Genomic DNA, 22907 nt, shown 5'->3' on the forward strand with positions numbered 1-22907 from the left:
CATGCTGCGCCCCCGCATCATTCCCTGCCTGCTCGTCCACGACGACGGGCTGGTCAAGACGGTCAAGTTCAAGGACCCCAAGTACGTCGGCGACCCCATCAACGCGGTCAAGATCTTCAACGAGAAGGAAGCGGACGAGTTGATCGTCCTGGACATCGACGCCACCGTGCAGGGCCGCGAGCCCAACTTCCGTCTGATCGCGCAGTTCGCGGCCGAGTGCCGCATGCCTCTGTGCTACGGCGGCGGCGTGCGCACCGTCGAGCAGGCCAAGCGCATCATCGGACTGGGCGTCGAGAAGGTGGCGTTGAGCGCCGCCGCGATCGAGGATCCCACCCTGATCTCGCGCATCGCCGCCGAAGTCGGCAGCCAGAGCGTCGTCGTGGTGCTGGACATCAAGACCAGCCTCTTCGGCAAGCAGGAGGTCTGGACCCACAACGGGCGCAAAAACAGCGGCAAGACCGCGCTGGAGATGGCCAAGGAAGCCGAACGCCTGGGCGCCGGCGAAGTGGTTATCAACTCGATCGACCGCGACGGCCAGATGAAGGGCTACGACCTCGCGCTGGCACGCAAGATCCGCGAGGCCACCCGGCTGCCCATGTCGGTGCTGGGCGGCGCGGGTTCGTTGCAGGACATCGGCGCGCTCATCAAGGAATGCGGCGTGGTCGGCGCGTGCGCCGGCAGCTTCTTCGTTTTCAAGGGTCAGTACCGCGCCGTGCTGATCAGCTACCCGACCGCCGAGCAGAAGGACGAGATCGTTCGCGCGTCCCTGCCGGCCGCCTCGCACGCATGAAGGTCCTGATCCTCAGCCAGCACTTCTGGCCTGAGACCTTCCGCATCAACGAGGTCGCGGAATCGCTGATCCAGGCGGGTTGCGAGGTGACGGTGCTCACCGGCCAGCCGAACTATCCGGAGGGCACCATCCTCGACGGGTACACGGCCACTGGGCTGGGCGTGCAGACCCACCCGTCGGGCTACCGCATCCATCGCGTGCCGCTGTGCCCGCGCGGACGCGGCGGCGCCAAGCGCCTGGTCGCCAACTACCTGTCCTTCCTCGCGGCGGCGTCCGTGCTTGGGCCCTGGTCCCTGCGCGGCCAACGCTTCGACGTGGTCTTCGTCTACGGCACCTCGCCGATCCTGCAGGCCATCGCCGGCATCGTGATCAAGCGCGTCAAGGGCGCGCGGCTGGTGACCTGGGTTCAGGACCTCTGGCCGCAAAGCCTCCAGGTCACCGGCTTCGTGCGCAATCCGCGGCTGCTGGCCGCGGTTGCGACCGTCGTGCGCTGGATCTACCGCCGCAACGACCTGCTGCTCGTGCAGTCCCACGCCTTCGAGGCGCCCGTGCGCGCGATGGCCGGCCGCACGCCGGTGGAGTACCACCCCAATCCCGGCGAGCTGGCCTTCAGCGCCCCCCCGCAAGGCGCGCCCGCTCTGACGCTGCCCGCAGGCTTCAACGTCGTGTTCGCCGGCAACTTCGGCACCGTGCAGGCGCTGGAGACCGTGGTCGAGGCCGCCGCGCTGCTGGCCGGCCGTCAGCCCGGCCTGCGCCTGGTGATGATGGGCAGCGGCAGCCGCCTGGCATGGCTGGAGGGCGAGATCGCCCGCCGCGGGCTGGACAACCTTGTGCTGGCCGGCCGCTTCCCGCCGCAGGCCATGCCAGGACTGCTCGCGCAGGCGGACGCGCTGCTGGTAAGTCTCAGCAAGGGCGAGATCCTCGCGCAGACCGTGCCGAGCAAGGTGCAGGCCTACCTGGCCGCGGGCCGTCCCATCCTCGCCTCGCTGGATGGTGAAGGCGCGCGGGTGGTGCAGGAGGCCGGTGCCGGTCTGGCTGCCCCCGCCGAGGACGCCGCGGCGCTGACCGAAGGCATACTGCGCCTTCACGCGATGACGCCCGAGGCACGCCAGGCAATGGGCGAATCCGGCCGCCGCTACTACGAGCAGCATTTCGCGCCCGACGCGCTGGCGGCCAAGCTGACCGCACGCTTCCGGCAACTGGCCGGCGGCGTCCGCTACACACGTTCCCAGGTGGACGCCAAAGACAAGCAATCAACATGACCTCTCCCCTCCACATCCTGGTGATCGGTGCCTCCGGCATGCTCGGCAACGCCGTGCTGCGCCTTTTCGCCGAGAGCGACGGCTACCGCGTGTCCGGCTCGGCGCGTTCCGCCGCGCTGCTGCGCAAGCTGCCCGCCGCGCTGCACCCACACATCGTCACCGGTGTCGATGTCGACAACGCCGACAGCCTGGCGCGCCTGTTCGCTGTCACCCGGCCTGACGTCGTCATCAACTGCGTCGGCCTGATCAAGCAGCTGGCCGAGGCGGACGACCCGCTGGCCGCGATCCCGATCAACGCGCTGCTGCCCCACCGTCTGGCGCGGCTGTGCGAGGTGGCCCGCGCCCGGCTGGTCCACATCAGCACCGACTGCGTGTTCTCAGGCACCGCCGGCAACTACCGCGAGAGCGACACGCCTAACGCCACCGACCTGTACGGGCGCAGCAAGCACATGGGCGAGGTGGACTACCCCCACGCCGTCACGTTGCGCACGTCGATCATCGGCCACGAGCTCGACAGCGCGCACGGCCTGGTGGGCTGGTTCCTGTCGCAGACGGGTGGCGTCAAGGGTTTCACCCGCGCGATCTTCTCCGGGCTGCCCACGATCGAACTGGCCCGCGTGATCCGCGATCACGTGCTGCCGCATCCCGAGCTGCGTGGCCTGTACCACGTGTCGGCCGCCCCCATCGACAAGCACGCGTTGCTGACGCTCGTCGCGCAGGCCTATGGCCGCGACACCGTCATCACGCCGGACGATCGCCTGGTGATCGATCGTTCGCTCGACTCCTCCCGCTTCCGCGAGGCCACCGGCTACCAGCCGCCCGACTGGCCCGAACTCGTGCAGCGTATGCGTGCGTTCGGCTGAGACTCGACTCCACAGACACGGTTTCCATCATGTTCAAAGACAAGACCCTCCTAATTACCGGCGGCACCGGCAGCTTCGGCAACGCCGTCCTGCAGCGCTTCCTGCATTCCGACTTCGCCGAGATCCGCATCTTCAGCCGCGACGAGAAGAAGCAGGAAGACATGCGGATTGCGCTGAACAACGACAAGGTGAAGTTCTACATCGGCGACGTGCGCGACTACGACGCGGTGCATGATGCGCTGCGCGGGGTTGACTACGTGTTCCACGCCGCGGCGCTCAAGCAGGTCCCGTCCTGCGAGTTCTATCCGATGGAGGCGGTGCGCACCAACATCGTCGGCGCCGAGAACGTCATCCGCGCGGCCATCGCCAACGAGGTCAGCCGCTGCGTCGTGTTGAGCACCGACAAGGCCGTATATCCGATCAACGCCATGGGCATGTCCAAGGCGATGATGGAGAAGGTCATGATCGCCAAGTCGCGTCTGTGCGACCCGGGCAAGACGGTGCTGAGCGCCACGCGCTACGGCAACGTGATGGCCTCCCGCGGCTCGGTGATCCCGCTGTTCCTGGACCAGTTGCGCGCGGGCAAGTCGCTGACGGTGACGGACCCGGCGATGACCCGTTTCCTGATGTCACTGGAGGAGTCGGTGGACCTGGTGCTGTACGCCTTCGAGCATGCGCGCCCAGGAGACATCTTCGTGCAGAAGGCCCCCGCATCCACAGTCGGCGACCTGGCGCAGGCGCTGCGCGAGCTGCTCAAGGCCCAGACCGAGGTCAAGGTCATCGGCACGCGTCACGGCGAAAAGCTGTACGAGTCGCTGGTGTCCCGCGAGGAGATGGCCCGCGCCGAGGACCTGGGCGGCTACTACCGCATCCCGGCCGACTCCCGCGATCTGAACTACGACAAGTACTTCGTGCAGGGGGAGACCGAGATCTCGCGCATCGAGGATTACACGTCCCACAACACGCATCGCCTAGACGTCGAGGGCGTCAAGGAAGTGCTGATGAAGCTGGACATCGTGCGGGAGGCCGTCCGTGCTTAAGGTGATGACGGTCGTCGGCACGCGGCCGGAAATCATCCGGCTGTCGCGTACGATCGACAAGTTGGACCGCTTCTGCGAGCACGTACTGGTCCATACGGGCCAGAACTACGATTACGAGCTCAACGAAGTCTTCTTCAGCGATCTGGGTATCCGCAAGCCGGACCACTTCTTGGAAGCGGCCGGCGGCACGGCCGCGGAGACCATCGCGCAGGTCATCATGAATGTGGACAAGGTGATCGAACAGACGGGGCCCGACGCACTGCTGATCCTGGGCGACACGAATAGCTGCCTGGCTGCGATCGCGGCGAAGCGCCGCAAGGTGCCGATCTTCCACATGGAGGCCGGCAACCGCTGCTTCGACTTTCGCGTACCCGAGGAAATCAACCGGCGCATCGTCGACCACACCTCCGACATCAACCTCACCTACAGCCAGATCGCCCGCGACTACCTGCTGCGCGAGAACCTGCCACCTGATCAAGTGATCTGCACCGGCAGTCCGATGCGTGAGGTGATCGAGCATTACCGCGACCGCATCGAGGCTTCCGACATCCTGACCCGCCAGGGTCTGACCGCCGGACGCTATTTCGTCGTGAGCTCGCATCGCGAGGAGAACGTCGACTCGGCCGAGAACCTGCAGCGCCTGTTGGCGGTGCTGAACACACTGGCCGAGCGCTATGACGAGCCGGTCATCGTCTCCACTCATCCGCGCACGCGCAAGCGACTGGAACAGTTGGGCGACGCCGTGAAGGTGCAACCGCAAGTGCAGTTCATGAAGCCTTTCGGCTTCCTGGACTATATTCACCTGCAGACCCGCGCTCGGGCGGTACTGTCGGACAGCGGCACCATCACCGAGGAGTCATCGATCCTCAACTTCCCAGCACTGAACCTCCGCGAGGTGCACGAGCGCCCCGAGGGCGTCGAAGAGGCCGCTGTCATGATGGTTGGGCTGGACGTAGAGCGCGTGCTGGACGGCCTACGCGTACTGGAAGCTCAGCCTCGCGGCAATGAACGCCTGCTGCGCTTGGTCAACGACTACGCGCCGGCCAATGTTTCGGACAAGGTGCTGCGAATCATCATCAGCTACACCGACTTCGTGAACCGAAAGGTTTGGAAGAAGTCACCTGCGTGAGCTTGCGCCCTACAGCGTGCGACATGTGACGAACAGCCAGTTCTGATGGCGCTCTACGCGTGAGTGCAATGGCTACATCGGCAAGTCAGGCTCGCCCGCTGTAGCACAGCGGCAAGTTTCCTAACAGTTCGCGGACGGCCGGCCCTTCGCCGGCCAACTCGCCCGATTCAAGGGCCGCCAGCAGCATCCTGACCGCAGCGTCGTCCGCGACACGGTCGCCGAGCCTAGCGACTCGCAGCCCGAGTATCCGCGTAGCCAGAGTCGTATCCTCGTCACCCAGAAGCTCCTCGTAAAGCTTCTCCCCCGGCCTCAAACCCGAGAACTCGATCCGGATCTCCCTGAGATCCTTCCCACTCATCCGAATCATGGTCTTGGCTAGGTCGACAATCTTCACTGGCTCTCCCATATCCAGCACAAACACCTGCCCCGACTCCCCAATCGCCCCCGCCTGCACCACCAACCTCGCCGCCTCCGGAATCGTCATGAAGTAGCGCGTGATGTCCGGATGCGTCACCGTGACCGGCCCGCCCTTGGCGATTTGTTCCTTGAACTTGGGGATCACGCTGCCGCTTGAGCCCAGGACATTGCCGAAACGCACGGCCATGAACTTGGTGGGCTGGCCCTTCTTTTCGCATTCGCCAGCCATATGGCTGATGACCAGCTCTGCGGCGCGCTTGGTGGCGCCCATCACATTGGTCGGGTTGACGGCCTTGTCGGTGCTGATGAGAACGAAGCGCTCGACGCCGTGTTCGGCTGCTGCCTGGCAGGCGTTGTAGGTACCGAGGGTGTTGTTGCGCAGGCATGCCCAGGCGTTCTCTTCTTCCATCAGCGGCACATGCTTGTAAGCCGCAGCATGGAACACGATCTGGGGCTTGTACTTGCCGAAGACGTAACGCAGATGCTCAAGATCCTTCACATCGCCAACCAGGCGAACCAAGGGGATGTGAGGGAACTTCTCGCCCAGTTCCTGTTCGATGGTGTAGAGCGCGAACTCTGAGAGTTCGTACAGGACGATCCTCGAGGGGCCATAACGGGCCACTTGCCGGCACAACTCAGAGCCGATGGAGCCGCCCGCGCCGGTGATCAGGACCACCTTGCCATTCAGGCATTCGCTGATGCCGCCTTCGTCCAATTCCACGGGCTCTCGCCCCAGCAGATCCTCGGGCTCGATGTCGCGCACCTGATCGACGTTGCGACCGGCCAGCAGTTCCTGGCTGCTGGGCACGGTCAGCACCGGCAGGCCGGCCTGGGCGGCCATATCCAGGGCGCGGCGGCGCTGGGCCGCGCTCGCTGCGGGCATGGCCACAATCACATGGGTGATGCCGTGCAGTTCGGAGAATTGCTTGACCTGTTCAAGACCGCCCAGCACCGGGACGCCGCCGACGCGCGCGCCCCGTTTCTCGGGCGCATCGTCCAGATAGCCCACCACCACCCAACCCTGGCTGTGCTGGATGCCGGCCACCAGCAGGCGCCCGGCATCGCCCGCGCCCATCACCAGGGCGCGACGCTGTTCCTGAGCGCTGCCGCTGATGCGGCTGCGCATGTGCTCGTAGAGCATGCGATAGCCCATGCGCAGCATGGCCAGGCCCATCAGGGTAAAGAGTGGATGCAAAGCCAGCACGGCGCGCGGCACCTTGCTGAGCTGGGCCATCAAGACCAGGGTGGCACCGATCAGGCCGGCGATCAGGCAGGCCAGGGCCAGGCGCTGAACCTCACCAAAGCCCGAAAAACGCCACATGCCCTTGGGCACCTTGAGGCCCTTGAGCACCAGGGCATACAACAACACAAACCCCAGCAGGACCCAGTGGTCATAGCCCGGGCGCGCACTGAACCAGCGCTCAAACCCCAGTCGAAACAGATAAGTGGCCTGCCAGGCCAGAGCAACCACGGCCAGGTCCAGCAGCAAGGCCAAGGCCTCACGCTGTGGCCGGATGCGGGTCAGGAAGGCATCAAGAGACAACCAATTCATGGCAGCGATTCTGTTTCTTTTTGTTGTGGTGGGCAGGGCAATTCAGCAGAGGCCGAACATCGGCTTTAGTGGCGCAGAGCGCCGAGCGTGGCCAGGATCAGGCGCAGATCACCCCAGACGCTGGCGTCGCGCACATAGTCGCCCGCGATCCGCAGCTTGGCGGGCAGGATGACCTCGACATACTCGCGCTCCGGGTCGGCCGCGCGGGCCAGGATCTCGCTCTCATGGCGGAACTGCAATGACGCTGGGTCGGTGATGCCCGGCCGCACCGACAGCACCAGCTCGCGCTGCTCCGGTGTGTACAGCGCCACATAGCGTGGCACCTCGGGCCGGGGCCCGACCAGGCTCATGGCGCCGCGCAACACATCCCAGAGTTGCGGCAACTCGTCGATCTTGCTGGCGCGCAGAAAGCGGCCGCTGCGGGTGATGCGCGGGTCATCCCCCACCGTGATCTGCGGGCCCCTGGCCGGCGCATCCACCCGCATGCTGCGGAACTTGTGAATGAAAAAAGGCTGGCCAAAGCGCCCCACCCGCTCCTGCCTAAACAGGACCGGGCCGGGCGAATCGAGCTTGATCCAGATCGCCACCAGGATCCACAGCGGCGACAGGAGCAGCAGCCCCAGGCCTGCGCAGAACACATCAAACAAGCGCTTGGCCATGGTGGTGAAGCATCCGGTCCGGCAAGGCGCTCAAGCCAGCGCGATGCGGCGGACGGCCGCAATCACGCGCTGCACATCGGCATCGCTCATGGCCGTGTAAAGCGGAATGCTGAAGCTGCGCTCGTAGGCCTTTTGCGAATGCGGGAACTGCTCGGGCGTCAGACCGTAGCGCTCGCGCCAGTAGGGCTGCAGATGCAAGGGGATGTAGTGCACGCTGCAGCCAATGCCGGCGGCGAACATGGCCTCGATGAAGGCGTCACGTTCGATCTTGGCCGCATCGCTGAGGCGCAGCACATAGAGATGCCAGCTGTGCACATCACCCTCGACGGCCTTGGGCGGCAAGATCAAAGGCAGGTCCGCAAAGGCCTCGTTGTAGGCCGCCGCGATCTGCTCGCGCCGTGCCTGAAAAGTCTGGATGCGCTTGAGCTGGTGGATGCCCAGCGCCGCTGCGATATCGGTCAGGTTGTACTTGAAGCCCGGGGCCACGATCTCGTAATACCAGCTGGGCACCTTGGCAGTGAAGCGGTCAAAGGCATCGCGATTCATGCCATGCAGGCGCATGACCTTGGCCCGCTTGGCCAGCTCGGCATTTCGCGTCACCAGCATGCCGCCCTCACCCGTGGTCATGGTCTTGTTGGCGTAGAAGCTGAACACCGTAGCGTCGCTGCCCATGGTGCCGATCAGTTCCTTCTCCAGCGTGGTGGGCAGGGCATGGGCGGCGTCTTCCAGCACACGCAGACCGTGCTTGCGAGCGATATCCAGGATGGCAATCATGTCCACCGCCAGGCCGGCGTAATGCACCGGAATGATGCAGCGGGTGCGGGGCGTGATGGCGGCCTCAACCAGACGTGGATCGATGTTGAGGGTTGCGGGGTCGATGTCCACCAGCACCACGTCCGCACCGAGATAACGCACCACCTCGGCGGTGGCGGTGAAGGTGTGGGTGGTGGTGATGACCTCGTCGCCGGGGCCGATACCCATGGCCTCCAGCGCCAGGTGCAGGCCGGCGGTGGCGGAGTTGACGGCGATGCACTCGATCTCGGGCTCGCCAAGGAAGGCAGCGAACTCCTGCTCGAAGCGCTTGGCCTTGGGGCCGGTGGTCACCCAGCCGGAGCGCAAGGTGTCCACCACCTCATGGATCTCGTCCTCACCAATTTCGGGCAAGGCAAAGGGCAGGAACGGCAGGGGCGACTCACTCATGGCGGACATTTCGGACAGACGACGTTTTCTTCTCGATCACAGCCAGCACATGGGTGCGCAGCCAGGGGATGCTGTTGAACCAGCTGTAGGCCTGCGGATGCAGGCGGCACACCCAGCGCGCCAGCGGCGGCGCCAGGGTCAGGCGTTGCCAGCGGATGGAATCCGCCTCAGGGAACAGGGCCCGCACACGCGCCAGCGGCACGCCGCGCACATCGGCATTGCGTGGATTGTCGACGATGAAGTCGTACCAGAGCACGGCACCGCCCGGCTTGAGCCAGCGCCACATGGCCTGGGCCACGGCCTGCTGCACGCTGTCGCTCAGAATCGAGGAGAACACCGTGGACTGCAGGATCAAGTCCTGGCTCTGTGCCTCGATGGCCGCCGCCGAGGCATCGCCCAGGTGCAGCTGCAGCGCCGCGGGCAGAAACTCGCGCGCAGCGGCGTGCCGCTCGGGCAGCAACTCGACGCCCTGCAGATGTTCGGGCCGCAGGCCCAGGCGCAAAAACTCCAGCAAATTGCCACCGGCGCCGCAGCCCACCTCGGTCAGCCGCCAGTCCGCCACGGCACCGGGCCGCACCGCCAGCTCACGCAGCAAAGCACGCTGGCGCTCCTGCAGCATCTGCCAGACCTCGGGCCGCAGCAAGCTGTAGCGATCGCCCAGGCCGGCCGCGGCGCGGCGCTGGTAGCGCTGGGCGATGGCGTCGAGCTCGGTCTGGCGCTGGATCATGGCTGCGCACCTGCATGCTCAGAATTCGGCGCCAGAACCGACAGAGCTGCTAAAAAGCGCCTCGCCAGCACCGGATAGCTGTGCTCGGCCAACACAAAGGCGCGGCCACGCTCGCCCATGGCGGCGCGCTCCGCCGCGCTCAGGGCCGCCAGGCGCAGCACGCCATCGGCCACCGCCTGCGCGTCCTCCGGCGGCACGGTCAGGCCGGCGCCCGCTTCGCGCACCGGGTCATTGCCGGCCTCCACCGAATGCAGCACCGGACGGCGCGCCATCATGTAGTCCATCAGTTTGTTCGGTGCGATGCCGAAGCGGTAGATCGGCGTGCGCTGCCAGCCGATGTAGGCGATGTCAAAGCGAGCCAGCAAGGCGGGGATCTGGGCCTTGGGGATGGCGTCGAAACAGCGCACCTGGCTCAGGCCCTCGGCCGCCACGCGAGCCTGCAGGCGCGCCTTCTCGTGGCCACCGCCGACCATGACGATGGCCACACGCCGAGCCGGGCTGCCCTCGGGCGCCTGCTGCAACAGGCGGGCCGCATCGAGCAGCACATCGAGTGCATTGGGCAGGCCGTGCGAGCCCGCATAGCCCAGCACCAGCTGGCCCTGCGCCGCCAAGGCATCCAGATGCGCGGCAAGCTCGCCCTGCAGCGGCACGGGCGGCGCTGTGTCGGACCACTCGTCCAGCGCAATGCCATTGGGCACGATGTGCAGCTTGCGCAGGTCCAGGCCATGGGCAGCCATGTGCTCATGCACCTTGGGCAGCATGGAGACCACCACATCGGCATCGCGGTAGGCGTCGTTCTCGGCCTTCTGGCAAAGCATGGCAAAGGGATGGTAAGGCGACATGCCCGAGAGCTCGATCGGCGACAGGGGCCAGAGGTCGTGCACCTCGTAGACCAGCTGCGCACGGGCCAGACGCGCAATCTTGCGCGCCACCCAGATGTCCATGGGGTAGGTGCTGGACGCGATCACCGCATCGGGCTGGAAACCCTCGGCCAGGTTCTTGCCATCGCCCCAGACCTGGCGGCAGAAAGACCCGATATTGCGCAAGCGCCCCAGCCCATTGCCTTGGTACTCGGGCGTGTCATACCAGCAGTAGTGCACGCCATCGATGATCTGCACGCCCGGCTGCGGCTCGGTGGCGCGCACATGCGATTTCACTGAACCCAGGATCAGCACCTGGTGACCCATGCGCACCCATTCCCGCGCCAGGTAGAAGGGGCGGAACTCCATGCCATGCTGCGGTGAGCCGGCGTAATGGTTGATGAGCAGGATCTTCACGGGGCAGACAGTTCTTTCAATCGGGTCAGGAAGCGCTGCACCGCCGGTGCAAACAAGCCATGGCGGGCCACCCAGTCGCGGTTGGCGGCTGCCGCCGCGGCGGTGTCCAGCGCCAGCAAACGGCCCGGCAAGGCTTCGCGGGCGGCCTCGTTCTCTGGGTCCAGGATCAGGCCGCGGCCAGGCTCCGCCAGCAGCTCGTGGTTGGCGGGCAGATCCGAGAGCAGCGGCACGCAGCCATGGGCCATGGCCTCCAGCACCGACACCGCCACCGAATCACTCTGCGGCAAGCTCAGATACCAGCGGGCGAGGGCGTACTGCTCGGCCTGGCGCTTGGCGTCCAGGCGACCGACAAACTGAATGCGCCCGGCCAGACCGGCGCCCAGGGCCTGCGCTTGAGCCTCCAAGGCCGCACGCAGCGAGCCATCGTTGGCGATCACCAACTGGGCCTCCGGCTGCTGCCGGGCAATGGCCGCGAAGGTGTCGATCACGCGTTCGGGCCGATAAATGGGCTCCAGCCCCCGGTTGGCAAAAAACAGCCAGGGCTGCTTGCGAGCCGGCGGTTTGGGCATGGCTTCCAGGCCGAAGGGAAAGGTCATCACCTCGCTGGCGCCCAGCTCGTGCATGCGGGCCGTCATGTGCTGCGAGTCCGAGGTGCACACGCTGCAGGCCTTCAAGACCTTCCGGGTGAGCCAGCGGTAAGGCCAGCTCTGCTCGGGCGTGACCAGGATGTCGCTGCCCCAAGCCGAGCCCGCGATGCGGGCACGCAGACGCCAGCCGCGCCGGGCCATCCAGGCCAGGGTGCCGTGCGAGGTCAGGTAATGCGCATGCAGCCAATCGGCATCGACACGAGCCAGCCATTCCGCCAGCGCCGGCAGCTGCTTGAGCAGGGTCACATTGCCGCCGGCATGCGCCGGGTCGGTGTTCATCGCATAGCGCCGCGCCGCCGGCAGCAAGGCCTCGAATTCGGGCACAAACCCCCTCGAAGAGGCCGCCCAAAGCTCCACCTGCGGCGCCAGCGCCCGCGCCCATTTCAGCAGGTGCGGGCTCTCACCATCGCCGATCAAGACCAGGCGCAAGGCCTTCAACTCACTCACGCCTGCACCTCGTCGACGGCCTTCGGCAAGGCGCCGGCCCAGGCCAGGTAATGCGGCTGCAGCTCCGGGTGCTGGGCCAGCAGACGCGCGTCCATGCGCCGCGTGTCACCGACCTGCTGGGCCGGGTTGCCCGCGATGATGGCGAAATCCGGGAACTCACCGCTGACCAGCGAGTAGGCCGACACGATGCAGCCCTTGCCCAGCCGAGTGCCGGGCAGCAGCGTGGCATGGGCGCCGACAAAACAATAGGGGCCGAGCGAGACCGGCGCCTTGAAATAGGCCTGCTTCTCGGGCGTGCTGACATAGGCCCGGCCATACAGGCGGATGGCGGCATGGCTGGAATGGCTGAACAAGCCGGTGAAAAAGCCGATCTGGCAGCCCTCGCCGATGTGCAGCCCCCCACTGGCATCGAGCACGCTGAAATGACCGATGAAGACATGGTCGCCCACATCCAGCGCCGGCCTGTCGAACACCTCGCTGGTGTTGCTGATGCGGGTGTTGGGCAAAAAGACCCCGTCACCGCGCACAAAGCCCCAGACCATGCGCGTGCCCCACAGGCGCGAAGCCAGCAGCTTGAGCGGCTGCCAGGCGCGCCGCCACAGGGGCGCGGCAGGCAAGGTGTCAGGGGACGGGGAAGGTCGGTTCATCTCTCGATCAAGCAAGCAGGACGGCGGAACAAAACGGGCGAAGAGCTCAACTCAAGCTCGCACGCGCCGGAACCACGGCGGCGCGGGCGGGCAAGGCCAGGAAAAAGTACATGAAGTAGGCCGACATCATCGCAGACACCCCCCAGGCCGCGCCGATCAAGCCGCCCCAGAACAGGCCCAGCCCCAAGCCCAAGGCAAAGGCCAGCTGCCCCCACAGCGCCAGACGCAGCGCCCAGGCCTGCTGACCCCAGGCCAGTGTGGCCACCGACAGCGGCGAGGCAACGAAATGCAGGGCGATGTAGGGCGCCAGCGCGCGGGCCAACTGCCCGGCCTCGCGCCAGCGCTCGCCGAACAGCCAGACGAACAGGTCCGGCCCCCAGACCATCAGCAGCGCCGCCAAACTCAAGCCGAGAGCCAGCAGCAGCAGCAGAAGGCGCTGTACCAGCTGACGCGCCTGTTCGACGGTCTGCAAGGCCACCAAGCGGGTGTACAGCGGCTGCGACAAGGCACTGCCCACCAAACCCGCCGGCGCCTTCAGATAGCGCAAGGCCAAGGCCCAAAAGCCGGCCGAGGCATCACCGAGCCACCACACCAACAAAAACAGCGCCAGGCTGTCCTGCAAGGCCCCGGCAAAGGCATGGGGCGTGTTGAGCAGAGGGAACTCGCGATGGCGTCGCGCCATGGCCCTCAGATCCGCCCAGGGCTGGCGCCACAGCATCCGCCAGCCACCGGCCGGCGCCGGCCGGGCCAAGACCAGGGCCGCAGCGATACCCGCAACAATGGGCCCGAGCAGCAAGCCCCAAACCCCGAAGGCCAGCAGACCCAGACCCAGCTGCAACAGCGCTGCGCCGCCATACTGAAGCACGCGGGCCAGGGCCGTGGCACTGAAGCGCCCTGCCCGGCTGGCCCAAAGCGTGAGCCACTGGCTCAGCCCGCCCGCCAGCACTGCCAACGGCAAAAACAAGGCCGGGCCCTGACCAGCCTCTGCGAGCCAAGCCATGATCAAGCCCACCAGCGCCGCCACACCAGTCATGGCCAGCAAGAGCCGGGCACACAAAGCCATCAGGACCGCAGCGTCCGCCTCCTCGGTCTCCAGCGGCAGGGCGAACTCATAGCGGGCGCAGGCCACCACCGCCAGATTGGCCGCCAGCGCCCACAGGCTGGCGAACTGGCCAAACTCCTCCGGGCTGTAGATCCGCGTCAGCCAAGGCCCCAGCAACAAAGGCAGAGCCTGGGCGAGCACGCCCCCGGCCAGCAGGGTCAGGGTGGAGCGGAGCAGGCCCGAGCGCATTGCGCTCAGGCGGGAGTGAGCGCCGCCAGGTCGATCAGCGCCTGACGCAGCGCGGCCAGCACCTGATCCTGCTGGGCTTCGCTCAGGTCTGCACTCATGGGCAGGCTCATCACCCGGCGCGCAGCCTTTTCGGCCTCCGGGAAGCTCTGGCCGCAGCCGTACGCAGCGTAGGCAGGTTGCTGGTGCATGGGCTTGGGGTAATGCACCGCAGTCGGCACCCCGGCGGCCTGCAGCGCTGTCTGCACCGCTTCACGGGCATCGAGGTGCAGGGTGAACTGGGCCCAGACGCAGTCGCGATCCTCGCGCACCACCAAGCGCTGAACCCCCAGCGACGCTGGCAACTCGGCCAGCAAGGCCTGGTAGCGCGCGCCGACCTTGAGCCGCTGCGCAATCTCCCAATCGAAGCGTTCGAGCTTGGCCAGGACGATGGCGCACTGCAAGGTGTCCATCCGGCCGCCCACGCCCACGCGGGTGTGGGTGTAGCGCTGACTCTGGCCGTGCACACGGATCTCGCGCGCGGCCTGCGCCAGTGCATCGTCGTTGGTGAACAGGGCGCCGCCATCACCGTAGCAACCCAGGGGCTTGCTGGGGAAGAAACTGGTGGCGCCAAAGGTCGACAAGCCGCAACTCTTCCGGCCCTTGTAGCTGGCGCCGAAGCTCTGCGCTGCGTCTTCGATCACGGGGATGCCGCCATGACGCGCCGCAATCGCATTGATCTCGTCCAGATCGCAGACCTGACCGTACAGGCTCACAGGCATGATGGCCCGGGTGCGCGGCGTGATGGCGGCCTCGACCAAGCGTGCATCGATATTGCAGGTGTCGGGCTCGATGTCCACGAACACCGGCACCGCACCCAACAGGACGATGACTTCGGCCGTCGCCGCAAAGGTGAACGGGGTGGTGATGACCTCGTCGCCAGGCTTCAGATCCAGCGCCATCAGCGCGATCAGCAAGGCCTCGGTGCCGCTGGAGACGGTGATGCAGTGCTTGACGCCGACGTAGGCCGCCAGCTGCGTTTCCAGCTCCTTGACCTCGGGGCCCATGATGTACTGGCCATGGTCCAGCACCTGCTGGATGCGGGCGTCGATGCGGGTCTTCAACGCGGCGTACTGCGCCTTGAGATCGATGAAAGGCAGGGCATTCGTCGTGCTCACGCGAGGCTTCCTTCTGTCACGAGCACACAGCGTGCGCCATCAGCTTGCAGTTCGTAGATATCGCCGGTGTGCGGGCACTGCGCCCGCCCCTCGGCGTCGAATTCCAGGCGCTCGCCGAAGCGGCTCATCCAGCCGATGCGCCGGGCCGGCACGCCCACCATCAAGGCGAAGTCGGCCACATCCTTCTGCACCACCGCCCCCGCGCCGATGAAGGCATGGGCGCCGACCGTGCTGCCACAGACGATGGTGCAGTTGGCGCCCAGGGTGGCGCCGCGCTTGATCAGCGTGCGGCGGTACTCGGCCTTGCGCGCCACCGCAGCGCGGGGGTTGTAGACATTGGTGAAGACCATGCTGGGGCCACAGAAGACATCGTCCTCCAGCGTCACCGCGTCGTAGACCGAGACGTTGTTCTGGATGCGGACGTTGTCGCCGATGCGCACATCATTGCCCACGTACACGCCCTGCCCCAGCGAGCAACGCGCACCGATGCGGGCACCCGGGCTCACATGGGCGAAATGCCAGACCTTGCTGCCCTCGCCCAGCTGCGCACCTTCGTCAACGATGGCGCTGTCATGCTTCCAAAAACTCATGAGATGACCTGACTCAAAACACCAGGGGCAGACCGACACGCTGGCCGTCCCGCGCGCTGCGATAGGCGGCGATCAATATCTCCAACGAACGCAGACCCTCATAACCGTCCACCTGAGCGCTGGCCTCACCGCGCAGCGTCTTGATCACGTTGTCGTAGTACAGCGGATGGCCAAAGCCGTAGACGCTGCCGGTTTCATAGCTGGCTGTTTGCACCGCTTCGTCGTCGGGATGCGGCTCGGCAAACTGCCAATGCTCGATCTTGTTGACCGCCGTGCCGCCAATCTTGACCGTGCCCTTTTCACCGAGGATGGTGATCGAACCCTCCAGGTTCTGCGGGAAGGTCAGCATGGTCACATTGATGGAACCCAGGCCACCATGGCGCAGGCGCACGCTCATCACGCCGGTGTCCTCGGCCTCGATGTCGCGGGCCAGGGTGGCGGTGTAGGCATGCACGCTGTCCACCGGGCCGACCAGCCAATCGAGCAAATCAACGTAATGGCTGGCCTGGTTCATGAAGGCGCCACCGTCCAGGTCCCAGCGGCCGCGCCAGGGCGCCGCGTCGTAATAGCTCTGCGGACGGGTCCAGAACACATTGACCGTGGACAGGTAGATGCGGCCAAAGCGCCCTTGCTCGATGGCTTGCTTGACCCGCCGCACGGTGGCGTTGAGGCGGTTCTGCTTGACCACAAAAAGCTTCACGCCGGCATCACGACAGGCCCGCACCATGGCCATGCCCTCGTCGAATTTGGTGGCCATGGGCTTCTCGCTGAGCACATGGATTCCGGCGGCGGCAACCTGCATGGCTTGCTGGGGATGCAGGCCACTGGGCGTGGCCAACACCACCACATCGGGCGCGCAATCCGAGGCCAGCAAGGCATCCAGCGACACAAAGCCCGGCGCCCCCGTCAAAGCCTGGGCAGCCGCCAGGTGCTCAGGCTTGTGGTCACAGACCGCCACCAGCTCAGCACGGCCTTGATGTGCCTGGATGGCCTCGATGTGGTTCTTGGAGATGCGCCCACAACCCACCAGGGCGAAGCGGATCGGCCGATCAAGGATGGGAGTGGGCAGGCTCATCGCGGGGACAGAAATACAGCGCAAAAACGCCCTGAACTCAGGGCGGCGGAGGACGGATTCTAAGAGCCGGGCTCGGACGATCACGCCACTGCGCCTAAAATCGGAGCAAATTCAACGAGTTGATGATGACCCAGCACACCCCTCCCGCTCCGCACCACGCCCCTGCAGCCCAGGACGAGAACCAGCTGATCACCGAACGCCGCGAGAAACTGGCCGCCCTGCGTGCCAAGACCGCCGTCCCCTTCCCCAACGATTTCAAACCCCAGCACCGCGCCCTGCCGCTGAACCAGCGTTATGGCGATCTGGACAATGAAACGCTGGAGCCGCAGGCCGTGGCCGTCTCGGTGGCGGGCCGCCTGATGCTCAAGCGCGTGATGGGCAAGGCCTCCTTCGGCACCCTGCAAGACGCGACCGGCCGCATCCAGCTCTTCGTCACCAAGGACGGGGTCGGCGAGGAAAGCTACGACGCCTTCAAGCACATGGACCTGGGCGACATCGTCGGCGCCGAAGGCCAACTCTTCAAGACCAAGACCGGCGAGCTGTCGGTGCGCGTCACCATCTTGCGCCTGCTGACCAAGAGCTTGCGCCCCTTGCCGGACAAATTCCACGGCATGGCCGACCAGGAACAGAAGTACCGCCAGCGCTACGTCGACCTGATCACCGACGAGCATGCCCGCGCGCGCTTCATCGCCCGCTCCAAGGCCGTGTCCTCGATCCGCAGCTTCATGGTCGAGCACAGCTTCCTGGAAGTGGAAACGCCGATGCTGCACCCGATCCCGGGTGGCGCGAACGCCAAGCCCTTCATCACCCACCACAACGCGCTGGACCAGGAGATGTACCTGCGCATCGCGCCCGAGCTCTACCTCAAGCGCCTGATCGTGGGCGGCTTCGAGCGCGTGTTCGAGATCAACCGCAACTTCCGCAACGAAGGCATCTCGGTCCGGCACAACCCCGAGTTCACGATGATGGAGTTCTATGCGGCCTACTGGACGCACCATGATCTGATGGACTTCACCGAGGAGGTGCTGCGCCATGCCGCGCGCGCCGCCACCGGCAATGCCCGCGTGAGCTACGCCGGCAAGGACGTGCATCTGGACGAGCCCTTTGCTCGCCTCTCGGTGCGCCAATCCTTGATCGTGCATGCCGGCCTGAGCGAGGCCGAGGCCGACGACGCCGAACTGCTGCGCGCCAAGCTCAAGGATCTGGGCGAAGAAGCCCCCAAGCACTGGACCCTGCCCGAGCTGCAATTCGGCATGTTCGAGGCCGTGGTGGAAGAGAAACTCTGGCAGCCGACCTTCATCATCGACTACCCCGTCGAGGTCTCGCCCCTGGCCCGTGCCTCGGACAGCAACCCCAAGATCACCGAACGCTTCGAGCTCTTCATCACCGGCCGCGAGTACGCCAATGGCTTCTCCGAGCTGAACGATGCCGAAGACCAGGCCGCCCGCTTCCACGCCCAGGTGGCCAACAAGGACGCCGGCGACGAGGAAGCGATGTTCTTTGACGCCGACTTCATTCGCGCCCTGGAATACGGCATGCCCCCGACCGGCGGCTGCGGCATCGGCATCGACCGCCTGATGATGTTGATCACCGATTCGCCCAGCATCCGCGACATCATCTTGTTCCCGGCGCTGCGCCGCGAGGCCTGATCGCTCAAGCGACGGGCATCAAAAGAAAGGGAGGCCATGGCCTCCCTTTTTTTATTTCAGCGCCGGTGTTCAGCGCTTGCCGTGCTTGAAGACTGGCGGCCGCTTGTTCAAGAACGCATCCATGCCCTCGCGCTGGTCGTCGGTGCCAAACACCGCATGGAAAACACGTCGCTCCGAGGTGACGCCCTCTTTCAAGCCGCTCTCGAAGCTGCGGTTGACCAGCTCCTTGATCAGCTGCAAGGCCGGGGCGCTGAAGCCGTTGATGGCTTCGGCGGCCGCCAGGGTTTCTTCCAGCAGCTTGTCTGCCGGCACCACGCGCGAGACCAGGCCGCTGCGCTCGGCTTCGGCCGCGTCCATCATGCGGGCGGTCAGCAGCAGGTCCATGGCCTTGGCCTTGCCGACGGCGCGCGGCAGGCGCTGGGTGCCGCCGGCGCCGGGCGTCACACCCAGCTTGACTTCGGGCTGGCCGAACTTGGCGGTGTCGGCGGCGATGATGAAGTCGCACATCATGGCCAGCTCGCAGCCGCCACCCAGGGCGAAGCCGGCCACGGCTGCGATCACCGGCTTCTTCACGCGCAGGATGTGCTCCCAGTTGCGCGTGATCATGTCGGTGCGCACGGCGCTCTGGAAGTCGTGCTGGGCCAGGGTCGGGATGTCGGCACCGGCGGCAAAGGCGCGCTCGGAGCCGGTCAGCACGATGCAGCCGATACTGTCATCGGCATCAAAGGCCAGCAAGGCTTCGCCCAGTTCGTCGAACAGCGGGTCGCTCAGCGCGTTCAAGGCCTTGGGGCGGTTCAGGGTGATCAGGGCGGTCTTGCGCGGGCCCTCGCCGTGCACGGCGGTGATGATGCATTCGTAACTGCTCATATGAGTCTCACTCCTTGGCTCAGGGAAGGTTGGGGTTCGGGGTCTCGATCTTGGGCTTCACTATAGGCGCTGGGGCAGGCGAGCCCTCGGCCGCCTGGGCCGGCGGCGCCTTGAGCATGAGATCGATGTAGGTCTGTTCGTCCTGGCGGATGCGCAGGCGCACGGGCAGGTATTGCAAGGTGGGCGCCAGCCAGACTTCGGCGGTCAAGTCGCCACCGCCGGCCACCACCGAGGGCTTGAGATGCCAGGTGTCCAGCTCGCCCATGGGCGTGGCCAGGGTTTCGCGCCCCAGCACCTCGTAGCGCCAACGGTACTGGCGGCGCGGCAGGGCCAGCGGCAGTTCCAGCACCTGGCCTTCGCGCAAGCTCTGGCGGCCGGTCAGAAACAGCCAGGTCAGCTGCACGAACTGGCTGGCGGCATCCTGCATGCCGGGCGCGGACGGCTCGACCCGACCATTGGCCAGCGTCAGCTGATCCCCCTGAAAGAGCACGCTGACGCGACGCCGGCTGCTGAACAGCACCCGCGTGTCCTCGTCATACCGTTGCGGGGAGATGCCATCGGGCGTCAGACGGCCATCGCTGCTCATACGGCGCGAGATCAAGGGCGCAAAGCTGGGACCCACCGAAACGTCCAGATGCACCTGGTAGCGACTGCCCTCGCGGATCCATTCCACCTGTGCCTCGCCGGTGACGGCACCGCGGTAATTGCCGGTCAAGTCGTAACGCAAACGGGTCGAGGGCGGCCATTCGGGGCCGGGTTGAAAGCTTGGGCCCTCGGCTGAGGCCTGGCTTGCCGCTGAACCTGCGGCTTGGCTCGCAGCAGCAGCAGCTTCGGCACTGGCCGCCAGCTCAGGCAAGGGCGGGACCAGTTCAAGCTCGGGCCTGCTGGCAGCTGGTTCGGGCAGCAAGACCTTGTCGAGCTCCGGTTGTGCCGGCTCCGGCACAGGTGCCGAAGCCGCCTGCGCATGGGCGGGCGCCGCCCCCGGCGGCTTCTTGCTCACAGGCCGCAAGGGTGCCGGTGCTGCGGCAGGCGCGGCAGGCGGTCGACTCTGCTTCAGCTCGCGCACATAGCTGACGCTGAGCCTGGGCGGCATCTCCGCCAGATCGGTCCAGCGCTGGTGCATCTCGAGGACGGCCTCACCCAGACAGCCGTGCAGGACCAGCACCGGCAGCGTCAAGGCGGCCGGTAGCCACCAGGAGCGGCGCGCTGCCAATGGCTGCCCCCCGCGGGTCAGCTGAATCAGCCCGTCAGCCATGCCCGGCGCAGGCTCAGTGCACGCGCGGGCGCCTTGTCGGCCAGGCACAGCTGCACAGGCGTGGTGCTGGAGCTGACGGTGCCCCCCGCGCTGCTGCTCGGCAAATCGAGCCGCAATTCAAGCAGGCGCTGGTCGCGCGACACCAGCAGTTGCAGCTCTTGCTGTCCCGGCGCCAGGGTCAGCAAGGCGTCATCAAGGCGGCGCAGGCGCCAGCCCTGGCAGCCGATGATTTCATCGCCGGCACACAGGCCCGAGGTGGCAGCGGCCGAACCTGCCAGCACCTGCTTGACGCTGATCGGGCCGCTGGCGTCATGGAGACGCAGGCCCAGGCGCTGCGCCAGGGTTTGCTTGTCGGCGCGCAGTTGCACGCCCAGGCGCTCAAACAAGGGCAGCAAGGGCAGATCCTCGGTGCCATGCACCCACTGCGCCAACTGCTGAGCCACAGCCGGCCCACCCAGCTCAGCCAACAGATTCAGGATGTCGGCCTCGCGAATTCCGCCCGTGGCCCCCTCTCCCGCCGCGTGACGCTGCCACAGCCCCCGCATCAGCTCATCGAGACTGGTGGCGGGCTCTCCATCGGCATGCCGCAGACGCAGGGTCAAATCCAAGGCGAGGGCCAGCAAAGCGCCCTTGCCGTAATAGCTGATGGTGCTGTTGGGCGAGTTCTCATCCTGGCGGTAGTACTTGACCCAGGCATCGAAGCTGGCCATGGCCAGGCTCTGCACCTTGCGCCCCGGCGTCGCAAGGACACCGCTGAGGGTGGCGGAAAGCAGCTTGAGGTAGCGCACCTCGTCGATCAGGCCGGTGCGCACCAGCATCAACTCGTCATAGTAGGAAGTGAAGCCCTCGAAGAACCACAGCAGCTCGGTGTAGTTTTCCTGGGCGTAATCCAGGCGCAGGTAATTGGCCGGACGCAGGCGCTTGACGTTCCAGGTGTGAAAGTACTCGTGGCTGATCAAGCCGAGCAGGCGGACATAGCCCTCGCTGCTTTCGGTCTGACCATGACGCGGCAGATCCCGGCGCGGTGACAGCAAGGCCGTGCTGGCGCGGTGCTCCAGACCGCCATAGCCCTCGTCCACGGTGTTCAGGAAGAAGACATAACGCTCAAAGGGCAAGGGGCTGCGCCGCTTGCCCGTCGGGCCGTGCCAGAACTGGATCTGCGCCTCGCAGATGCGCTGGGTGTCAGCCACCAGGCGCTCGCCATCAAAGGACGGCAAGGCGCCGCTGACCACCAGCTGATGCTCCACGCCGCAGGCACTGAACCGCGCCTGCCAGAAGCGCCCCAGCTCAAAGGGATGATCGATCAACTCGTCATAGTCGGCCGCGGCATAACCGCCATCGGCGTTCTGCGGCATCGCTGTGGCCACCTGCCAGCCCTCGGGCAAGCCGGCCAGTTCCAGCACATGAGGCTGGTCTTCGCGTCCATGGATGCGCAGGCACAGGCTGCTGCCGTTGAAGAAGCCGCGCTCGGCGTCCAGAAAGGCGGCGCGCACCGAAGGATCAAATGCATAAACACGGTAGCGCAGCACCAAGGCGCTGCGGCCGCTGCACGCGACGCGCCAGCTGGCCTTGTCCACTTGCTCCAGCTCCAGCTCGCGGCTGCCTTGGCTGGCCGTGAGGCCGCTCAGGTGGCGAGCAAACTCGCGCATCAGATAGCTGCCCGGAATCCAGGCCGGCAGACTGACGGTCTGCTCGGCCGCCGGCGCGGCCAAGGTCAGGGTGACCAGGAACTGGTGGTCGCGCGCCTGATCGAGCTCGATGCGATAACGAATATCGGCCACGGTCTCAGCTCCCTGCCGCCGCCAGGAAGCAGCACAGGGCAGCGCCCGCGCTCAGACGGAAACGCAAGGTCAGCCAGGCTGCAGCGCCAAACGCGGGGTAAAGCCGACGATCCACCAGATAGCAAATGATCAACATGCCGCCTTGCAAGACCAGGCCGGCATAGGCTGGCATCACCACCGCCACCCAGGCGCCCAGCGAGGGCATGATGCCCCAGACAAAGGGCTGGGCCGTGGCCTCGGGCATGCGAAAAGCAAATCCCCAGTAGATGCCGCCGAGAAATGAGATCACCAAGGCCGCGTAGGCCGAAGTGGCCAGGGTCACGAAGGCATGGGCCTCGAGGTTGCGGTCACCGATCAGCCAGATCAGCACGGCCCCGGCCACAAAGGGCAGGAGGCCCAGATGCCCCAGCTTCAATGCCACCGGGTGCAATGGCAGAGGAGAGAGCGTGTTCATCGGCTTGGGGGGCTCGGCACTAGAGGCGGCAGACATGCAGGGATGCTCCGGGTCAACAAGAATTCAGGGGCCATTCAGCGAGGGCCCCGGCCAGCGGCAAGAAAAAGCGGCTGAAGCCCTGCTGAATCACTCAG

21 protein-coding genes are annotated in these 22907 nt (G+C 66.0%); 6 read left to right on the forward strand and 15 right to left on the reverse strand.

Annotation, left to right across the window (positions count from 1 at the left end; all coding sequences use genetic code 11):
- Position 1 precedes the first annotated feature (1 nt).
- From AC1Q6P_RS03085 to wecB, 5 genes are read left to right on the forward strand one after another with little or no spacing between them, the layout of a single operon-like run.
- Positions 2–790, forward strand: coding sequence for an AglZ/HisF2 family acetamidino modification protein (locus tag AC1Q6P_RS03085; RefSeq protein WP_492662990.1), 789 nt, complete (start codon positions 2–4; stop codon positions 788–790).
- On the forward strand, positions 787–2052 hold the full coding sequence (locus AC1Q6P_RS03090) for a glycosyltransferase family 4 protein (protein ID WP_492662991.1): 1266 nt from the start codon (positions 787–789) through the stop codon (positions 2050–2052). The genes AC1Q6P_RS03085 and AC1Q6P_RS03090 overlap by 4 nt, the downstream gene beginning before the upstream one ends.
- Positions 2049–2915, forward strand: coding sequence for a dTDP-4-dehydrorhamnose reductase family protein (locus AC1Q6P_RS03095; protein ID WP_492662992.1), 867 nt, complete (start codon positions 2049–2051; stop codon positions 2913–2915). Before AC1Q6P_RS03090 ends, AC1Q6P_RS03095 begins: the two co-directional genes overlap by 4 nt.
- A 29-nt stretch (positions 2916–2944) precedes the next feature.
- Positions 2945–3955 (forward strand): polysaccharide biosynthesis protein, encoded by a 1011-nt coding sequence (locus tag AC1Q6P_RS03100; RefSeq protein WP_492662993.1) that lies wholly within the window; start codon positions 2945–2947, stop codon positions 3953–3955.
- A gap of 4 nt (positions 3956–3959) precedes the next feature.
- Positions 3960–5084, forward strand: a complete 1125-nt coding sequence (gene wecB / locus AC1Q6P_RS03105; protein ID WP_492662994.1) for a non-hydrolyzing UDP-N-acetylglucosamine 2-epimerase — start codon at positions 3960–3962, stop codon at positions 5082–5084.
- 85 nt (positions 5085–5169) lie between these two features.
- On the opposite strand, the gene AC1Q6P_RS03110 is transcribed toward wecB, so the two are convergent.
- The 11 genes from AC1Q6P_RS03110 to AC1Q6P_RS03160 form a co-directional block, all read right to left on the reverse strand.
- On the reverse strand, positions 5170–7053 hold the full coding sequence (locus AC1Q6P_RS03110) for a polysaccharide biosynthesis protein (RefSeq protein WP_492662995.1): 1884 nt from the start codon (positions 7051–7053) through the stop codon (positions 5170–5172).
- Between the two features lie 65 nt (positions 7054–7118).
- The gene (locus tag AC1Q6P_RS03115) at positions 7119–7712 is read right to left on the reverse strand and encodes a sugar transferase (protein WP_492662996.1); all 594 of its coding nucleotides are present in this window, start codon (positions 7710–7712) and stop codon (positions 7119–7121) included.
- A gap of 30 nt (positions 7713–7742) precedes the next feature.
- Positions 7743–8912: a DegT/DnrJ/EryC1/StrS family aminotransferase gene (locus AC1Q6P_RS03120; RefSeq protein WP_492662997.1), complete on the reverse strand. Its 1170-nt coding sequence runs from the start codon at positions 8910–8912 to the stop codon at positions 7743–7745.
- Positions 8905–9639, reverse strand: coding sequence for a class I SAM-dependent methyltransferase (locus AC1Q6P_RS03125; RefSeq protein ID WP_492662998.1), 735 nt, complete (start codon positions 9637–9639; stop codon positions 8905–8907). The genes AC1Q6P_RS03120 and AC1Q6P_RS03125 overlap by 8 nt, the downstream gene beginning before the upstream one ends.
- Positions 9636–10916, reverse strand: a complete 1281-nt coding sequence (locus tag AC1Q6P_RS03130; RefSeq protein ID WP_492662999.1) for a glycosyltransferase family 4 protein — start codon at positions 10914–10916, stop codon at positions 9636–9638. Before AC1Q6P_RS03130 ends, AC1Q6P_RS03125 begins: the two co-directional genes overlap by 4 nt.
- The gene (locus AC1Q6P_RS03135; protein ID WP_492663000.1) at positions 10913–12010 is read right to left on the reverse strand and encodes a glycosyltransferase; all 1098 of its coding nucleotides are present in this window, start codon (positions 12008–12010) and stop codon (positions 10913–10915) included. Before AC1Q6P_RS03135 ends, AC1Q6P_RS03130 begins: the two co-directional genes overlap by 4 nt.
- Positions 12007–12657 carry an acyltransferase gene (locus tag AC1Q6P_RS03140; RefSeq protein ID WP_492663001.1) on the reverse strand — a complete coding sequence of 217 codons (651 nt, stop codon included), beginning with the start codon at positions 12655–12657 and terminating at the stop codon, positions 12007–12009. Before AC1Q6P_RS03140 ends, AC1Q6P_RS03135 begins: the two co-directional genes overlap by 4 nt.
- Positions 12658–12703: 46 nt before the next feature.
- Complete coding sequence (locus AC1Q6P_RS03145; protein ID WP_492663002.1) at positions 12704–13948, reverse strand: lipopolysaccharide biosynthesis protein; 1245 nt, start codon at positions 13946–13948, stop codon at positions 12704–12706.
- Between the two features lie 5 nt (positions 13949–13953).
- Positions 13954–15084 carry a DegT/DnrJ/EryC1/StrS family aminotransferase gene (locus tag AC1Q6P_RS03150; protein WP_492663040.1) on the reverse strand — a complete coding sequence of 377 codons (1131 nt, stop codon included), beginning with the start codon at positions 15082–15084 and terminating at the stop codon, positions 13954–13956.
- Between the two features lie 14 nt (positions 15085–15098).
- Positions 15099–15692, reverse strand: coding sequence for an acyltransferase (locus tag AC1Q6P_RS03155; protein ID WP_492663003.1), 594 nt, complete (start codon positions 15690–15692; stop codon positions 15099–15101).
- A gap of 13 nt (positions 15693–15705) precedes the next feature.
- Complete coding sequence (locus tag AC1Q6P_RS03160) at positions 15706–16767, reverse strand: Gfo/Idh/MocA family protein (RefSeq protein WP_492663004.1); 1062 nt, start codon at positions 16765–16767, stop codon at positions 15706–15708.
- 122 nt (positions 16768–16889) lie between these two features.
- Here AC1Q6P_RS03160 and lysS point away from each other — a divergent pair, with 122 nt between their 5' ends.
- Positions 16890–18416, forward strand: coding sequence for a lysine--tRNA ligase (gene lysS / locus AC1Q6P_RS03165; protein ID WP_492663005.1), 1527 nt, complete (start codon positions 16890–16892; stop codon positions 18414–18416).
- 69 nt (positions 18417–18485) lie between these two features.
- Here lysS and AC1Q6P_RS03170 read toward each other — a convergent pair whose 3' ends face one another.
- From AC1Q6P_RS03170 to AC1Q6P_RS03185, 4 genes are read right to left on the reverse strand one after another with little or no spacing between them, the layout of a single operon-like run.
- Positions 18486–19283: an enoyl-CoA hydratase gene (locus AC1Q6P_RS03170; RefSeq protein ID WP_492663006.1), complete on the reverse strand. Its 798-nt coding sequence runs from the start codon at positions 19281–19283 to the stop codon at positions 18486–18488.
- A gap of 19 nt (positions 19284–19302) precedes the next feature.
- Positions 19303–20538 (reverse strand): DUF3108 domain-containing protein, encoded by a 1236-nt coding sequence (locus AC1Q6P_RS03175; RefSeq protein WP_492663007.1) that lies wholly within the window; start codon positions 20536–20538, stop codon positions 19303–19305.
- The gene (locus AC1Q6P_RS03180; RefSeq protein WP_492663008.1) at positions 20523–22319 is read right to left on the reverse strand and encodes a M61 family metallopeptidase; all 1797 of its coding nucleotides are present in this window, start codon (positions 22317–22319) and stop codon (positions 20523–20525) included. The genes AC1Q6P_RS03175 and AC1Q6P_RS03180 overlap by 16 nt, the downstream gene beginning before the upstream one ends.
- A 4-nt stretch (positions 22320–22323) precedes the next feature.
- A complete protein-coding gene (locus tag AC1Q6P_RS03185) occupies positions 22324–22809 on the reverse strand; it encodes a DUF3429 domain-containing protein (protein WP_492663009.1) in 486 nt (161 codons plus the stop codon).
- Positions 22810–22907 lie beyond the last annotated feature (98 nt).

This window comes from Roseateles sp. GW835-FHT13E02, from assembly GCF_058794035.1.

Coding starts and splice junctions, on each gene's coding strand:
- AC1Q6P_RS03085 (WP_492662990.1), top strand. CDS start 2: ATGCTGCGCCCCCGCATCATTCCCTGCCTGCTCGTCCACGACGACGGG.
- AC1Q6P_RS03090 (WP_492662991.1), top strand. CDS start 787: ATGAAGGTCCTGATCCTCAGCCAGCACTTCTGGCCTGAGACCTTCCGC.
- AC1Q6P_RS03095 (WP_492662992.1), top strand. CDS start 2,049: ATGACCTCTCCCCTCCACATCCTGGTGATCGGTGCCTCCGGCATGCTC.
- AC1Q6P_RS03100 (WP_492662993.1), top strand. CDS start 2,945: ATGTTCAAAGACAAGACCCTCCTAATTACCGGCGGCACCGGCAGCTTC.
- wecB (WP_492662994.1), top strand. CDS start 3,960: ATGACGGTCGTCGGCACGCGGCCGGAAATCATCCGGCTGTCGCGTACG.
- AC1Q6P_RS03110 (WP_492662995.1), bottom strand. CDS start 7,053: ATGAATTGGTTGTCTCTTGATGCCTTCCTGACCCGCATCCGGCCACAG.
- AC1Q6P_RS03115 (WP_492662996.1), bottom strand. CDS start 7,712: ATGGCCAAGCGCTTGTTTGATGTGTTCTGCGCAGGCCTGGGGCTGCTG.
- AC1Q6P_RS03120 (WP_492662997.1), bottom strand. CDS start 8,912: ATGAGTGAGTCGCCCCTGCCGTTCCTGCCCTTTGCCTTGCCCGAAATT.
- AC1Q6P_RS03125 (WP_492662998.1), bottom strand. CDS start 9,639: ATGATCCAGCGCCAGACCGAGCTCGACGCCATCGCCCAGCGCTACCAG.
- AC1Q6P_RS03140 (WP_492663001.1), bottom strand. CDS start 12,657: ATGAACCGACCTTCCCCGTCCCCTGACACCTTGCCTGCCGCGCCCCTG.
- AC1Q6P_RS03145 (WP_492663002.1), bottom strand. CDS start 13,948: ATGCGCTCGGGCCTGCTCCGCTCCACCCTGACCCTGCTGGCCGGGGGC.
- AC1Q6P_RS03155 (WP_492663003.1), bottom strand. CDS start 15,692: ATGAGTTTTTGGAAGCATGACAGCGCCATCGTTGACGAAGGTGCGCAG.
- AC1Q6P_RS03160 (WP_492663004.1), bottom strand. CDS start 16,767: ATGAGCCTGCCCACTCCCATCCTTGATCGGCCGATCCGCTTCGCCCTG.
- lysS (WP_492663005.1), top strand. CDS start 16,890: ATGATGACCCAGCACACCCCTCCCGCTCCGCACCACGCCCCTGCAGCC.
- AC1Q6P_RS03170 (WP_492663006.1), bottom strand. CDS start 19,283: ATGAGCAGTTACGAATGCATCATCACCGCCGTGCACGGCGAGGGCCCG.
- AC1Q6P_RS03175 (WP_492663007.1), bottom strand. CDS start 20,538: ATGGCTGACGGGCTGATTCAGCTGACCCGCGGGGGGCAGCCATTGGCA.
- AC1Q6P_RS03185 (WP_492663009.1), bottom strand. CDS start 22,809: ATGTCTGCCGCCTCTAGTGCCGAGCCCCCCAAGCCGATGAACACGCTC.